The 14,724-nt window shown below is 65.3% G+C and carries 13 protein-coding genes; 8 read left to right on the top strand and 5 right to left on the bottom strand.

Annotated features, from left to right (window positions below; translation table 11 throughout):
- The coding region (locus tag RIF85_RS10805; protein ID WP_309071914.1) for a 4'-phosphopantetheinyl transferase superfamily protein at positions 1 to 462 on the top strand (462 nt) is incomplete at its 5' end.
- A gap of 24 nt (positions 463 to 486) precedes the next feature.
- On the opposite strand, the gene RIF85_RS10800 is transcribed toward RIF85_RS10805, so the two are convergent.
- A complete protein-coding gene (locus RIF85_RS10800; RefSeq protein WP_309071913.1) occupies positions 487 to 1,815 on the bottom strand; it encodes a M1 family metallopeptidase in 1,329 nt (442 codons plus the stop codon).
- A gap of 32 nt (positions 1,816 to 1,847) precedes the next feature.
- On the bottom strand, positions 1,848 to 5,723 hold the full coding sequence (locus tag RIF85_RS10795; protein ID WP_309071915.1) for a Pls/PosA family non-ribosomal peptide synthetase: 3,876 nt from the start codon (positions 5,721 to 5,723) through the stop codon (positions 1,848 to 1,850).
- A gap of 173 nt (positions 5,724 to 5,896) precedes the next feature.
- Between RIF85_RS10795 and RIF85_RS10790 the strand changes: the two genes are divergently transcribed.
- Positions 5,897 to 6,604 (top strand): lipoate--protein ligase family protein, encoded by a 708-nt coding sequence (locus tag RIF85_RS10790; RefSeq protein WP_309071912.1) that lies wholly within the window; start codon positions 5,897 to 5,899, stop codon positions 6,602 to 6,604.
- Between the two features lie 62 nt (positions 6,605 to 6,666).
- The gene (locus tag RIF85_RS10785) at positions 6,667 to 7,464 is read left to right on the top strand and encodes a PIG-L family deacetylase (protein WP_309071911.1); all 798 of its coding nucleotides are present in this window, start codon (positions 6,667 to 6,669) and stop codon (positions 7,462 to 7,464) included.
- A 21-nt stretch (positions 7,465 to 7,485) separates the two neighbouring features.
- Here the strand turns inward: RIF85_RS10785 and RIF85_RS10780 are convergent, their stop codons facing one another.
- From RIF85_RS10780 to RIF85_RS10770, 3 genes are all read right to left on the bottom strand, one after another.
- On the bottom strand, positions 7,486 to 8,115 hold the full coding sequence (locus tag RIF85_RS10780) for an MBL fold metallo-hydrolase (protein WP_309071910.1): 630 nt from the start codon (positions 8,113 to 8,115) through the stop codon (positions 7,486 to 7,488).
- The gene (locus tag RIF85_RS10775; protein WP_309071909.1) at positions 8,115 to 9,200 is read right to left on the bottom strand and encodes an S-(hydroxymethyl)mycothiol dehydrogenase; all 1,086 of its coding nucleotides are present in this window, start codon (positions 9,198 to 9,200) and stop codon (positions 8,115 to 8,117) included. Before RIF85_RS10775 ends, RIF85_RS10780 begins: the two co-directional genes overlap by 1 nt.
- A 132-nt stretch (positions 9,201 to 9,332) precedes the next feature.
- A complete protein-coding gene (locus tag RIF85_RS10770; protein WP_309071908.1) occupies positions 9,333 to 9,590 on the bottom strand; it encodes a mycoredoxin in 258 nt (85 codons plus the stop codon).
- A 267-nt stretch (positions 9,591 to 9,857) separates the two neighbouring features.
- Between RIF85_RS10770 and thrS the strand changes: the two genes are divergently transcribed.
- The 5 genes from thrS to RIF85_RS10745 all read left to right on the top strand — a co-directional run.
- Positions 9,858 to 11,873: a threonine--tRNA ligase gene (gene thrS / locus RIF85_RS10765; protein ID WP_309071907.1), complete on the top strand. Its 2,016-nt coding sequence runs from the start codon at positions 9,858 to 9,860 to the stop codon at positions 11,871 to 11,873.
- A gap of 6 nt (positions 11,874 to 11,879) precedes the next feature.
- Positions 11,880 to 12,497 (top strand): HIT domain-containing protein, encoded by a 618-nt coding sequence (locus RIF85_RS10760; RefSeq protein ID WP_309071906.1) that lies wholly within the window; start codon positions 11,880 to 11,882, stop codon positions 12,495 to 12,497.
- Complete coding sequence (gene pgsA / locus RIF85_RS10755) at positions 12,487 to 13,098, top strand: phosphatidylinositol phosphate synthase (RefSeq protein ID WP_309071905.1); 612 nt, start codon at positions 12,487 to 12,489, stop codon at positions 13,096 to 13,098. The genes RIF85_RS10760 and pgsA overlap by 11 nt, the downstream gene beginning before the upstream one ends.
- A gap of 149 nt (positions 13,099 to 13,247) precedes the next feature.
- Positions 13,248 to 14,162: a pyridoxal 5'-phosphate synthase lyase subunit PdxS gene (gene pdxS, locus RIF85_RS10750; RefSeq protein ID WP_309071904.1), complete on the top strand. Its 915-nt coding sequence runs from the start codon at positions 13,248 to 13,250 to the stop codon at positions 14,160 to 14,162.
- Positions 14,163 to 14,497: 335 nt separating this feature from the next.
- On the top strand, positions 14,498 to 14,724 hold a 227-nt coding region (locus RIF85_RS10745; RefSeq protein ID WP_309071903.1), incomplete at its 3' end, for a CapA family protein.

The raw sequence follows: 14,724 nt of genomic DNA, 5'->3' as shown, positions 1-14,724 counted from the left end.
CGATTCGATTGTCCGTCGTGCGGCGGCGTAGATCATGGACGGCCGGGCTGGACGGTCGATGGGGAAGTGGTGCCGTTGGCTGTCAGCCTGAGCCGTAGCGGCGGCTGGGCCGTTGCTGCGGTCGAGGATGCGCGGGTGACCCCCGTGGTCGGGATCGATCTCGAACAGATCAACCGGTTCGAGGGCACGGAACTTGATGCGACGGTGTTCACGTCCGCCGAACGCTTCCGCATCGAGGGCCAGGACGAGTCCGGCAGACCGTTGCTGCGGGCGATGCTCTGGGCGCGGAAAGAAGCGGTGCTCAAAGCGGCCGGTACAGGTCTCATGACCGACCCGGCGTCGGTCGATGTTCTGGAACAGCAGATCCGCGTGGGACGGCGCAACTATGTGCTCGAGGACGTTGACCCTGCAGAGCTTGAGTTGCCCCACGGCTTCGTTGTCGCCCTTGCGACAGCCTGCTGAAGCGTCGGAAACCGGCGGGCCGGGTCAGGGAAGTGCGGGTAGCCGCGCTTCATACAGCCAGGGACGCAGCAACCCGGCGGCATCGAACCCGGGGAGGTCCGCGCACAGCTCATCCGTGAGCGACAGGAAGTCGGCCGTGCTGGCGTTGGCGTGCCTGAAGCGCCCCGTCCATTCCCTGAGTACGCCGAAGAACCGCTCGTCGCCGATCGTTTTCCTCAACGCGTGCAGGGCGCACGCCCCCCGCTTGTAGACGCGGTCGTCGAACATCGCAGCCGGGCCCGGAGAGCCGATCTCCAGATCGCGCGGGGCTGAGGCGAGACCCGACCAGGCGTCACTGGCGCGGCGCTCCGTTGACAGCGAGCCGGATTCCTCGGACCAGATCCACTCCGCATAGCAGGCGAAGCCCTCGTGCAGCCAGATGTCCTGCCAGGAAGAAGCGGTCACCGAGTTCCCAAACCACTGGTGCGCGAGCTCGTGGGCAATCAGCCGTTGCGCTGCCCATTCAGAGCTGAGATGGTTCTTGCCGATGATGGACAGCGTCTGCGCCTCCAACGGTATTTCGAGCTCGTCATCCGCCACGACGACGGTGTAGAGCGGGAAGGGATAGGCACCGAACCGTTCGGAGAACGCACTGATCATCTTCCCCTGATGGGCGAGCGCCTTGCGGGCTGCGGGAAGAAGAGGGCCGGGTGCGGCAACATACTGCGGCACGGCGCCGGCGTCGGCGAGCTCAGCCAGCTGGTAACGGCCAATCTGGACCGTCGCGAGGTACGTGGCCATCGGTGCGGTGGATTCGTAGACCCACGTCTCACGGCTGGACGCCACCGAATGGGAGGTAAGCGTCCCATTGCAGACCGCCCGATAGCCGGCGTCGGTGGTGACGCGGATGGTGAAGGCAGCCTTCATCCGCGGGTGGTCGTTACAGGGGAACCACGACGGCGAACCGGTGGGCTGACCTGCCACGAGCGCGCCGTCAGTGAGCTCCTCCCACCCGACGTCTCCCCACACCCCGTTCAGCGGCGACGGATTCCCCGAATAGCGAATGTCCAGGACGAATGGTGATCCGCCGATCAGGGCCTTGGCGGGCGTGACCTTCAGACGGCCGTTGGCGGCCCGTATCTTCCGCACCCGCTCACCGTTCAGCGAAACCCGGCCCGCCCGCAACCCCGAGAGGCTGAGAACCAGATCGGGCACAGAATGCGACTCCGGCCCGCCGATGACACCCGAGATAAGCGCCCTGCCCTCCAGCCGGTTGCTGGCCAGCCGGTATTCGATGGTGAGGTCATAGGAACTGACCGAGTAATCCTCTGTGCCGTGCCCGGGCGTGTACGGGTCCGCGGAAGCAGATTGCACCGCGTTCCTGCTGCAATCAGTGGATTGTGCCATCAACTAACCAGGACCTTTTCTGCTGGTGCCGCGGACTCGGAACGCTTCCACGGGCTGACCGGATTACCCATCCACGAGCTTCCCGCGGGAACAGCCTCTCCTCGCATGACCAGTGAAGCCGGTCCCACCGTTGAGCCTGCCCCCAGTTCAGCCGCCGGAAGGATGACTCCGTGCGGTCCAAGGGTAGCGCCGTCCTCCAACGTTACGGTGTCCATGGACATGACGCGGTCATGGAACAGGTGAGTCTGGACCACGCAACCGCGATTGACCGTCGAGCTGTCCCGCAGATGAACGAGGTCCGCTTCCGGCAGCCAGTAACTCTCGCACCAGACTCCGTGTCCGATCTTCGCGCCCAGCGCACGCAGCCACCAGACCAGCGCCGGTGTACCGCTTGCTGCCCGCGCGAACCAGGGCGCCGCCACGGACTCGACGAAAGTGTCCACCACCTCGTTCCGCCAGATGAACGAGCTCCAGAGCGGATGTTCGCCCGCCCGGATCCTTCCTACCAGCAACCATTTGACGACGACGGCGCTCGCCGCCGCCAGCGCGCCCGCGAACATCATGACCGCTCCACCTGCCAGTGCGGCCACACCGTATCCCCAGGTGTTGGCGAGCAGGTCCAGCAAATAGAGCACCAGTCCCGCGATACCCACGGTCAGGATCGTGGCGGCGAACCGGGTGACCTCCCAGGCGGCGCGCGCGACCCGGAGCCGCGTGGGGGGACTGAAGGTAAGTCCCTCATCGGCGAGCATCTGGGTGCGCCGCAGCCGGACGGGAGGGGAACCCAGCCACGAGGTTCCAGCTTTGGCCTTCGCCGGCGTTGCGGACAGTACGGCGACGAGGGAATCCCTGGGAACCCGCCGTCCGGCGCCGATCATGCCGGAGTTGCCGAGGAAAGAACGCTTGCCTATTTTGGCCGGCGCAATTTTCATCCAGCCGCCGCCGAGCTCGTAGGAGGCCACCATGGTGTCGTCAGCGAGGAAAGCGCCGTCGCCGATGGTCGTCATTCGCGGGACCAGGAGCACGGTCGAGATTTCCACGTGCTTGCCGACGGTTGCGCCCAGAAGGCGGAGCCAGATCGGCGTGAACAGGCTGGCGTAGAGCGGGAACAGGAGGTCCCGTGCCATATCGAGCACCCGTTCAGTGGCCCAGACCTGCCACCCGACACGGCCGCGGACGCGATGCCACCCCTCGGTGAGACCGATCCCGAGCAACCGGACCGTTCCGAGGATGAGCAGCATCGTCACCAGGAACCAGATTGCGGCCACGAGAGGGAGGGAAATGAGAAGTCGGGGGAATGCTTCGGAGAGGGATCCTGCTCCCTGAAGCGTCGGCATCAGCGGAAGGATTGCGACGGCGGCCGCGAGGAATGGGATGGCTGCCAGGACCACCGAGGCGGCCGCAAAGCCGAGGAACTCGCCGATCCCGCGGGATGCGGGCGCGGCCGGCCAGGGTTGTTTCGCCTTCCCGGTACGGGTAGCGGGCGATCCTGAAACGCGATGTCCGGCCTTCACTTTCCCCGATACCGCAGATCCCGGCGCAACGACAGCACCTGAGCCGACCCTTGCTCCGGGCATCAAAGTGCTGCGCGCTCCGATCGTGGCGCCCGTGCCGATGCTGACGCGGCCGATGTGGACCAGATCGCCGTCTACCCACCAGCCGGAGAGGTCTACCTCGGGTTCCACCGAGCTTCCACTGCCGAGATTCAGCATGCCGGTGACGGGCGGGACCGAGTGCAGGTCCACATTGTGTCCCACTTTCGCACCAAGGGCACGCGCGTAATAGGTGATCCAGGGGGCGCTCGCGAGGCTGACGGCGGAGGCCATATCCGCGATCTGTTCAGCCAGCCACAACCTCAGGTGAACCCGCCCGCTGCGCGGGTAGCTGCCGGGCCCCACGCCTCGAAGCAGGAGCCGTGCGGCGCAGACGGCGATGGCCATGCGACCCCAGGGCGTGACAAAGACCGCCCAGGTCGCAACGACCCACCACCAGGAGATGGGAGTGAGCGTGAAGACGCCCCAGGCCGCGAACAGATTGTTGACTGCCATGAGGTAGGTGAGCCACCGCATGGCCACCAGGATGTGCAGGGGCACACCCATGATGGTCTGGAACACCTGTGCCTTGCGGCTGGTCCGGACCACGCGACGTTCAACCGCATCAGCTGCGACCTCCGTCTGCCGCACCATGTCGATCAGGGCACCCACACGGGGATGCGAGTACACGTCGGCAACCGTGATGCCCGGATAGCGGCGCCGTAGTGCGGAGACCAGCTGCGCCGCGGACAGGCTGCCGCCCCCCAGCGCGAAGAAGTCGGCGTCAAGGGAGGTGACAGGCGCCCCAAGGATGGCGGCGAACTGGTCGGCTATCCACTGGGCGGCTTCATCGAGGTCAAGCGAGGCACCGTCGTCGTCGTGCCCTGCGCCGGGCAATGGCCACAGCAGGGCTGCCCGGTCCACCTTCCCGCTGGTTTTCGTGGGAAGCGAGTCGGACTCGGTGAGTAGGGGGATGAGCGGTGCGGGGAGGGAGGCGGCCAGTTTCTCGCGGAGGGCCACCAGATCCAGGGGGTGGCCCGCCGGCACGAGGTAGCCCACCAATACCTGGGTGCCGGCGGCTGTGTCCTTGACCGCCGCAGCTGCTCCGGACACTCCGGGAAGCGCCTGAAGGGCCGCGTCAATCTCGCCCAGTTCAATGCGGCGGCCGCCGAGCTTGACCTGCTCATCCGCCCGCCCCTTGAAGATGAGCCCCTCGGGTTCGAACTGGACCAGGTCCCCGGAACGGTAGGCGCGTTCCCACCCCAGGGTGGGGAACGGAGCGTACTTCTCTCGATCCTTCGCCTCGTCGAGGTAGCGGGCAAGACCGACGCCGCCGATGATCAGCTCCCCGACTCCACCCTCGGCCACCGGAAGGCCTTCCGGATCGACGACGGCGAGATCCCATCCGTCCAGCGGAAGCCCGATGCGCACTGGGCCGGTCCCGGTCAGCGGCGCTGCACAGGCGACGACCGTCGCCTCGGTGGGCCCATAGGTGTTCCATACCTCCCGTTCACCGTCGGCAAGCCGTGCTGCGAGCTCGGGAGGACAGGCTTCGCCCCCGAAGATGAGCAGGCGCACCGACTCGAGCGCTTCCACTGGCCAGAGCGCCGCGAGCGTCGGAACAGTGGAGACGATCGTGACGCCGCGCGTCACCAGCCATGGTCCGAGGTCCATTCCGGTCCTGACCAGAGCGCGCGGGGCGGGGACCAGGCATGCGCCGTGCCGCCAGGCCAGCCACATCTCCTCACAGGAGGCGTCAAAGGCTACGGACAGTCCAGCAAGCACACGGTCGCCTTGTCCTGCCGGATCCCGCTGCAGGAAGATCCGGGCTTCAGCGTCGACGAAGGCAGCAGCGGAGCGGTGGCTCACCGCCACGCCCTTCGGCGTGCCCGTGGAACCGGAGGTGAAAATGACCCACGCGTCGTCATCCGGCAGCGGCTGCCGGGGCCGGGGAAAGGGTCCTTTCCGGTCCTTGCGTACCTTGATACGGCCACCCGTCAGGATGACACCGGCAACCTCCGCCTCACTGAAGACGAGCTTCGCGCGCTCCTCCGGGTCGTCGGCGTCAACGGGCACGTAGGCCGCCCCGATCATGAGCGTGGCCAGAATGGAGACATACAGCTCGGCCGTGCCCGACTGTATGCGGATCCCGATGCGATCTCCTGCGCCCAGCCCGGCGCTGTGCAGTGTGCGTCCCACGGCGCGCGCCGCATCCAACAGCTCGGTGTAGCTCATCCGGCTGGTGCCGTCGTCCAGGGCCGACGCGTCGGGGTATGCTTCGGCGGTTGCTGCCAGGACGTCGATCAGCGTCCGGGGTGGGGGAGTGGACTGGCTGCCGGGCATCTGGGGGGCATGGGTTGTCACGGGGTCATGATGTCATCAGACAAGCCCGATCGCGCCATTCCACGCACGCGCCCGAAGGAACTGTGACGAGTTCCATTGGCGACACCGAACCGCAGAAGTGACCCCGGAGGATATAAATGGGAAGGAAAACCACAGATGGGAGCCGGAACCTCATGAGTGCCCAACCGTGGTCGTGCAGCCAGCTCGCCATTGTCCATGATCCTTCGAGGGGCGCTGCGGCGGACCTTGCACGCGGCATCGAGCTGCTGCGTGCTGCCGCGTCCGGTCAACTCCCGCCGACGCTCCGGCTGTACCGGCCGTACCCCACCGTTGCCTTCGGGCAGAGGGATGCCCGCCTGCCCGGATTCGATGAAGCGGCCGAGGCCGCACGCGGTGCCGGTTTCGAGCCGCTGATCCGCAAGGCGGGCGGGAGGGCGGCGGCCTATCATCAGGGCTGCCTGATCGTTGACCATATTGAACAGCACGACGACGCGATCGCCGGCTCACACGCCCGTTTCGGCCTGCTCGGTGAGCTCCTCGCTGAGGCGCTGCGCCGGGTCGGCGTCGATGCGTCTGTGGGCGAGATTCCGGGCGAGTACTGCCCCGGAGAGTTCAGCGTCCACGGTAACGGCCCGGTCCGGGTGAAGCTGGTCGGGACGGCCCAGCGGGTTATTTCGGGTGCCTGGCTGTTCTCATCCGTCATTGTGGTCGAGGACTCGGCACCGATCAGGGCGGTACTGGAGAAGACCTACGCCGCCCTGGCTCTCGAATGGAATCCGGCAACCGCCGGGGCGGCCGACGACCTCGTGCCCGGCCTGACGGTCGATACGGTCGCGGACGCCGTCGTCGCCGTTTACGAGGATGTGGTGCGGCGCAGCTAGCGAGTTTTGGTGATCCGGGTGAGCTGCTGGTCGTTGACTGGGGCGCGGCGCTAGGGTGAGCCATGGCGAACAGACCCTCGCGCGCTCTGATGCTCGTTGTTGCCCACCCGGACGACGACGCGTACGGGCTCGCTGGAACGGTGGCACTTCACGCTGATGATCCCGACTTCCGATTCGTCCTTGTGCATGCGACCGACGGCGCGGCTGGGGACATCGCGCATGGTTTTCCTGCTACGCGCGAGAACCTCGGACAGATTCGCCGGGAGGAATGCACCCGCGCCTGGCGGTCACTCGGCCGGGAGCCGGACCGGCACGACTGGCTGGACTACGACGACGGCACCGTTGCCCAGGCGCCCTTCGCAGAGCTCGTCGACCGTATCGCCGCAATCATGAGGGAAGAAGCACCCGACGTCGTTGCCACCTTCGGTCCGGACGGGATAACCGGACATCCGGACCACATCGTCGTGGGCGCGGCGACGGATGAGGCGTTTCACCGGGTCCGCGCCTCCGGCAGCGCGGGACTGCACCGGCTGTTGCACGGGGCCCTGCGCGAGTCCACTTTTCGCCGCTGGAACACAGCGCGGGCCAAAGAGGGCGACGAGCCCTGGGATCCCTCCCGCGTCTATCACCTGCGCGGCGTGGGCGATGACCAGATCGGCGTGGAGGTCGACACGACTTCTGTTGCATCGCGCATCGTGGCCGGGCTGAACGAACACCGCAGCCAACGCCACGTAATCTACGGTCAGGACCGTTCAAACGAGCAGTGGGAGCGTTCTGTTGGACGGGAGAGCATGGTGATTGCGTGGCCCCCGGTGACACCGGGGGCGCCGCTTCTTTCGGACGTGTTCGAAGGCCTCTGAGCCGCCGGAAGGCGACGCAAATCAGTGCCCGCGGGCGATCCATTCCTCAAGTTGTGGAGCTTCCTCGGCGATGCTGGTCGAGTCACCGTGCCCGGTTCGCACCACGGTGTCGGGCGGAAGGGTCAACAGCCGGGCGCGGATCGACTCGATGATGGTGGGGAAGTCGCTGTACGAGCGGCCGGTCGCTCCCGGCCCGCCGCGAAAGAGGGTGTCTCCGCTGAACAGCGTGCCGGCGTCGGGCAGGTAGAAGCACACCGAGCCAGGTGAGTGGCCGGGGGTATGAATTGCCTGAAGGGTCGCTCCGGCGACGGTAAAGGTGTCTCCGTCCGCGATGGTGCCGCCCGGAGCGGTGTCCGGGTACACGGCATTCCAGAGCATGCGGTCGTCGGGGTGGAGGTGGATCGGTGCCCGTACCGCGTCGAACAGATCGCCGACCGCCCGGATATGGTCATCATGTCCGTGCGTCAGCAGGATCGCGCGGACCTGACGTCCGTTGATCTGATCAATGATCGCATCGGCGTCGTGCGGAGCGTCGATGACGATGCACTCCGAATCATCACCGATGATCCAGACGTTGTTGTCCACCTCCCACGTCCCACCGTCGAGGGAGAACGTGCCGGAAGTGACGAGGTGATCGATGCGTGCGCCCATCAGAGCTCCACCACCGAACGCAGCACCACGCCGTCGTGCATTTTGGCGAAAGCGGCCTCAACCTGGTCGAGCGCGATCCGCTCGGTGACGAAGGCGTCAAGGTCAAGGTTGCCCTGCTTGTAGTGGCTGACAAGCATGGGGAAGTCCCGGGAGGGAAGGCAATCGCCGTACCAGGACGATTTCAGCGCTCCACCGCGGCCGAAGACGTCCAGCAGCGGCAGTTCAAGCGTCATCTCCGGTGTCGGCACGCCCACCAGCACAACGGTCCCGGCGAGGTCACGGGCGTAAAACGCCTGCTTGTAGGTTTCAGGGCGTCCGACGGCGTCAATCACCACGTCGGCACCGTTGCCGTCGGTCAGCTCCCGGATTGCCTCGACCGGGTCGGACTCCTTGGAGTTCACGGTATCCGTGGCACCCAGGCCCTTCGCGAGATCCAGCTTGCGGCTGTCGATGTCGACGGCGATGATCCGCGTTGCCCCGGCGAGCTTTGCGCCGGCGATCGCTGCGATGCCCACGCCGCCGCAGCCGATCACAGCTACGGAATCACCACGCCGGACGTTTCCGGTGTTGATGGCCGCGCCGATGCCGGCCATGATCCCGCAACCTAGCAGGCCCACAGCTGCCGGATCCACATCGGGATCAACCTTGGTGCACTGGCCCGAAGCCACGAGCGTTTTCTCCGCGAAGGCGCCGATCCCGAGGGCGGGGGAGAGTTCGGTGCCGTCGTCGAGCGTCATTTTCTGGGTGGCGTTGTGCGTATTGAAGCAGTATTGCGCTTCCCCGCGCAGACACGCCCGGCACTGTCCGCAAACGGCCCGCCAGTTGAGGATGACGCGATCGCCCGGCTGCACATTGGTGACGTCCGGTCCGACGGCGCTGACGACGCCGGTGGCTTCGTGCCCCAGCAGGAAGGGGTAGTCATCGCTGATGCCGCCCTGCTTGTAGTGCAGGTCCGTGTGGCACACGCCGCACGTGAGAATGTCGACCAGTGCCTCGCCCGGACCGGGGTCGGGCACATTGATGGTGACGACGGCGGCCGGCGCATCCTTTTCCATGACGACGACGCCCTTGACGCTGTGTGGCATTGACACTGTCCTTTTCCTCGAGGGTGGGGGAACGCCTCCAGCTTATAGATAGTGGACGGACGACTATCGAAAAAGCAGGACACGCCCCTTATCCACTCGGATAAGGGGCGTGTCCTGCCGAATCACCGCGGGCTAGACGCCGACGCGCGCCTTCACCTCGGATGCCGAGGGGTTGGTGGCGGTGCTTCCGTCCGGGAAGATGACGGTAGGCACGGTCTGGTTTCCGCCATTCAGGGACGCGACGAGTTCCGCCGTTCCGTCAACTTCCTCGATGTTGATCTCCTGGTATCCGATGCCCTGCGCATCGAGTTGTGACTTGAGCCTGCGGCAGTAACCGCACCACGAGGTGCTGAACATGGTGATGGTGCCGGCAGCGGGTGTGTAGTCCACAGTGCTCCTTTGGTGCGTGGCGGACTCGTTCCGAATCCGCCTGAGAGGTGGTTTCTGTCGGCAGGTATAACGCCCGGGGAGCGAGGCGCATTCCCGGAGAGCACTGCCGCTGCGGCCCGGAGTTCGGTTGGTTGGCCGCTGACGTAACGGATACCATCGAGAAGACCGCGGCGGGAGTGTTGGGGGATTGTGCCCCTCGTCCGCCGGTACGGTTGATTGACCAGTTTTGGAACCCGTTCAGTTCACCCTTATCAAGAGGAGACCTTAGTGTCAGCGCCCCCATCACTCACCCTCATCGTCGACGGCGAAGAGCAGCGGGTGACCACCGGCACTACGGGAGCGGACCTCTTCAAGGAGCAGCGCGACGTCGTCGTAGTCCGGGTTAACGACGAACTGTGGGATCTAAGCCGCGAACTGGAGGACGGTGCGCGCGTTGAGCCCGTCACCATCGATTCCCCCGACGGCCTGAACGTTCTTCGCCACTCCGCCGCGCACGTCATGGCGCAGGCTGTCCAGCAGCTCCGTCCCGATGCCAAGCTTGGCATCGGCCCGTACATCACGGACGGCTTCTACTTCGATTTCGATGTCAACGATCCCTTCACGCCGGAGGATCTGAAGCAGCTCGAGAAGATGATGCTGAAGATCGTCAACGCGAACCAGCTCTTTGAGCGCCGGGTCGCGAGCGAGGATGAAGCCCGCGAAGCCATGAAGGACGAGCCCTACAAGCTCGAACTCATCGGCCTCAAGGGCGGCAACGGAGACATCACCGACGACGACGGCGCATCCGTCGAGGTCGGCGCGGGCGAATTGACCATCTACGACAACGTGGACCGCAAGTCCGGGGACGTGGTGTGGAAGGACCTGTGCCGCGGCCCGCACCTGCCCAACACCAAGCTGATCTCGAACGCCTATGCGCTGACCCGTTCGGCTGCGGCCTACTGGCGGGGCAGCGAAAAGAACAAGCAGCTGCAGCGCATCTACGGCACGGCCTGGCCCACCAAGGATGACCTCAAGGCCTACCAGGAGCGGCTGGCCGAGGCTGAGCGCCGCGACCACCGCAAGCTCGGCAGCGAACTTGACCTGTTCTCTTTCCCGGACGAGCTCGGATCCGGGTTGCCCGTTTTCCATCCTCGCGGCGGCATCATCCGCAAGGCGATGGAGGACTACTCGCGTCAGCGGCATGTCGAAGCCGGTTACGAATTCGTCTACACCCCGCACATCACCAAGGGACACCTCTACGAGGTGTCCGGACACCTTGACTGGTACCGCGACGGCATGTTTCCGCCCATGCACGTGGACGCTGAGCTCGACGCCGACGGCAAGGTGCGCAAGCCCGGCCAGGATTACTACCTGAAGCCGATGAACTGCCCCATGCACAACCTGATCTTCCGTTCCCGCGGACGGTCCTACCGCGAACTGCCGCTTCGGCTCTTTGAATTCGGGTCGGTGTACCGGTACGAGAAGTCGGGAGTGGTGCACGGGCTGACCCGCGTGCGGGGCATGACCCAGGACGACGCCCACATCTACTGCACCCGGGAACAGATGAAGGACGAGCTGACCACCACGCTCAACTTCGTCCTCGGGCTGCTGAAGGATTACGGACTGGACGACTTCTATCTGGAACTCTCCACGAAGGACCCTGAGAAGTACGTGGGGGATGACCAGACCTGGGAAGAAGCGACCCGGACACTGGCCGAAGTCGCTGAGGCATCCGGGCTGGACCTGGTCCCCGATCCCGGAGGAGCGGCGTTCTACGGACCGAAGATCTCCGTGCAGGCCCGCGACGCCATCGGCCGGACCTGGCAGATGTCCACCATCCAGCTGGACTTCAACCTGCCGGAGCGTTTCGAACTTGAATACCAGGCAGCGGATGGTACGCGCCAACGGCCGGTCATGATCCACCGTGCACTGTTCGGCTCCATCGAACGGTTCCTGGGCGTGCTCACCGAGCACTACGCAGGGGCCTTCCCCGCCTGGCTGGCTCCGGTGCAGGTGCGTGCCATTCCGGTGGCGGACGCGTTCAACGACTACCTGTTCGACGTCGTCGACAAGCTCAAGGCGGAGGGTATCCGGGCCGAGGTGGACATCAGCTCCGACCGGTTCCCCAAGAAGATCCGCACGGCAAGCAAGGAGAAGATTCCGTTCGTCCTGATCGCGGGCGGAGATGACGTCGACGCCGGCGCTGTGTCCTTCCGCTTCCGGGATGGAAGCCAGGAGAATCAGGTGCCGGTCGACCAAGCCGTGAAGCGGATTGTGGAAGCCGTCCGCAGCAGGGAACAGTAGCGGTCCATGGGGAACACAGGCGCTGACGGGCAGTATCGCGACGACGGGGACGTAACGGACAGGTTTGAGCTGGCCGGTGTGCCCGATGCCTTCCAGCGCCTGTGGACTCCGCACCGGCTGGCCTACATCAAGGGTGGCCAGGGTCAGTTCAGCAAGCAGGAGGACTGTCCCTTCTGTGCCGCGCCCGCGCGGTCTGACGAGGAATCGCTCATTGTCCACCGCGGAGAAAGTGCGTACGTCGTCCTGAACCTCTTCCCGTACAACCCCGGCCACCTGCTGGTATGTCCCTACCGCCACGTGCCCGACTACACCGACATCACGTCGGAAGAAACGGTGGAGATCGCGCAGCTTACGCAGGCAGCCATGCATGCGCTGCGCAGCGTGGCGCGGCCCACCGGATTCAACCTCGGCATGAACCAGGGAGTCACCGGCGGCGCGGGCATCGCAGCACACCTGCATCAGCATGTGGTTCCTCGGTGGAACGGCGACGGCAACTTCTTCCCAATTATTGCCCAGACCAAGGCCATCACCCAGACCCTCGATGAGGTAAGGGAACAATTGGCAGCGGCCTGGGATGAAGCAGCTGCAGCCTCGATGGACACCGGTGCGGGCCATGCTGAATAAGTACGCCCGGTCCTTCTTCACCTCCCTCTTCACACCGCTGGCGACGCTGCTCCTGAAATGGCGGGTATCGCCGGATACCGTCACCGTTATCGGAACGGTCGGTGTTGCGGGGGGAGCGCTGGTCTTCTATCCCTTGGGGCAGCTGTTCTGGGGCACGGTCTTCATCACACTTTTTGTCTTCTCGGACGTGGTTGACGGGATCATGGCGCGCATGCAGGGGCGCAGCAGTTCCTGGGGAAGCTTCCTCGACTCGACCCTGGACCGCATCGCGGACGGTGCACTTTTCGCCGGCGTCGCTGTCTGGTTCTTCCTCGGCGGCAGTAACAACGCGATCGCACTCGCCGCGCTGGCCTGCCTCGTGCTCGGCATGATCGTTTCCTACGCACGGGCCAAAGCTGAGTCGCTGGGCTTCACTGCCAACGTAGGCATAGCCGAGCGTGCGGAGCGGCTGGTTTCGGTGTTGGTAGTGACCGGGCTGACCGGACTGGGCCTGCCGGAGGTGGTTCTCCTGGCTGTGCTGGTCCTCCTGGCTCTGGCGAGTGTCATCACCATCGTGCAGCGCATCATGACGGTGCGGGTCCAGGCCGCCGCCGCAACCTGAGCGCGGTTCCTGGCGCCGGCTTCGTGCGGGGAGCCGCTGTCCGGTTGCACAACTTCAATTCCGTTACGTCTGGTTGCTGACCGACGCTTTGCGGCTGCGCGCGGGCGTATCATGGATTGTTATCTTTTCTCTACCCGAGGGGCCAAACTGTGTCCACTGTTGAAGAAGCTTCCACCACCGCGCCAGTGACCGGGAGCAGCCGGGTCAAGCGCGGGATGGCGGAGATGCTCAAGGGCGGCGTCATCATGGATGTCGTCACTGCGGAGCAGGCGCGCATCGCTGAGGATGCCGGTGCCGTTGCTGTGATGGCTCTTGAGCGCGTTCCCGCTGATATCCGTGCTCAGGGCGGAGTGTCCCGGATGTCTGATCCGGACATGATCGAGAGCATCATCGAGGCTGTGTCCATTCCGGTCATGGCCAAGGCCCGGATCGGTCACTTCGTCGAGGCGCAGGTGCTGCAGTCCCTCGGTGTTGACTACATTGACGAGTCCGAGGTCCTGACCCCGGCGGATTTCACCAACCACATCGACAAGTGGAAGTTCACTGTCCCCTTCGTGTGCGGTGCCACGAATCTCGGTGAGGCGCTTCGCCGGATCAACGAGGGTGCGGCGATGATCCGTTCCAAGGGTGAAGCCGGTACCGGGGATGTCTCCAACGCCACCATGCACATGCGTAAGATCCGGGCGGAGATTGCCCGGCTCAGTTCCATGCCGGAGGACGAGCTGTATGTCGCGGCCAAGGAGCTTCAGGCGCCGTATGAGCTGGTCAAGGAGGTTGCCGCTGCGGGCAAGCTCCCGGTAGTGCTGTTCACCGCCGGCGGTATCGCCACCCCGGCTGACGCTGCGATGATGATGCAGCTCGGCGCCGACGGCGTTTTTGTCGGGTCGGGTATCTTCAAGTCCGGCAACCCGGCCGAGCGGGCCGCGGCGATCGTGAAGGCCACCACCTTCCACGATGATCCCGATATGATCGCCAAGGTCTCCCGAGGCCTGGGCGAAGCAATGGTCGGCATCAACGTCGACGAGATCCCGCAGCCGCACCGCCTCGCCGAGCGCGGCTGGTAATACCCGCTTCACTATGAAGGGTCGGACGAATTCGTCCGGCCCTTCGTTGTTTCCAGGGGCGGGGCTAGGCTTGTCGCGTGAGCGGGCGCAGGAGAACCATCGGGAAAGCCGTGACGCTTGTGATGCTTCTGTCGCTCACCGGTTGTACGGCGGGCGGCCCGCCTCCCCAGGGCGTGCCATCGGGCACTCCTCCGCCGTCCGCACCATCATCGGCCGCACCATCATCCTCCGGCCCGGCAACCTCCGCCACGGCATCATCTCCGCCGCAACCACCAGCGCCCGCTTCAACGGAGCCGGAACCGGGCGGCTGTCCAGGGGAAGATTGCCTCTCGGTTGTGTTCACCGGGGACCTTCTCCTTCATGAGAGACTCTGGCAACAGGCAACGCTCGACGGCGGTGGGGACCTCGATTTCCGGCCGCTCCTGGCCGCGCAGGAAGCGTATGTCGCGCCCGCAGATCTTGCTGTCTGCCACCAGGAGACACCGCTGGCGGAGCCCAGCGGACCGTTCTCAGGCTTTCCCGCCTTCAACGTGCCGCCGCAGATCGCCGACGCCGTCGCCGC

It is taken from the genome of Arthrobacter sp. (assembly GCF_031179385.1).
Classification (GTDB): domain Bacteria; phylum Actinomycetota; class Actinomycetes; order Actinomycetales; family Micrococcaceae; genus Arthrobacter_D.
The sequence above is the reverse complement of the archived record's forward strand: the minus strand, read 5'-3'. Positions and strand labels throughout refer to the sequence as shown.

What these genes read in the sequence shown, in the direction of transcription:
- RIF85_RS10795 (WP_309071915.1), bottom strand. Translation starts at nt 5,723, where the DNA reads ATGCCCGGCAGCCAGTCCACTCCCCCACCCCGGACGCTGATCGACGTC.
- RIF85_RS10790 (WP_309071912.1), top strand. Translation starts at nt 5,897, where the DNA reads ATGAGTGCCCAACCGTGGTCGTGCAGCCAGCTCGCCATTGTCCATGAT.
- RIF85_RS10785 (WP_309071911.1), top strand. Translation starts at nt 6,667, where the DNA reads ATGGCGAACAGACCCTCGCGCGCTCTGATGCTCGTTGTTGCCCACCCG.
- RIF85_RS10780 (WP_309071910.1), bottom strand. Translation starts at nt 8,115, where the DNA reads ATGGGCGCACGCATCGATCACCTCGTCACTTCCGGCACGTTCTCCCTC.
- RIF85_RS10775 (WP_309071909.1), bottom strand. Translation starts at nt 9,200, where the DNA reads ATGCCACACAGCGTCAAGGGCGTCGTCGTCATGGAAAAGGATGCGCCG.
- RIF85_RS10760 (WP_309071906.1), top strand. Translation starts at nt 11,880, where the DNA reads ATGGGGAACACAGGCGCTGACGGGCAGTATCGCGACGACGGGGACGTA.
- pgsA (WP_309071905.1), top strand. Translation starts at nt 12,487, where the DNA reads ATGCTGAATAAGTACGCCCGGTCCTTCTTCACCTCCCTCTTCACACCG.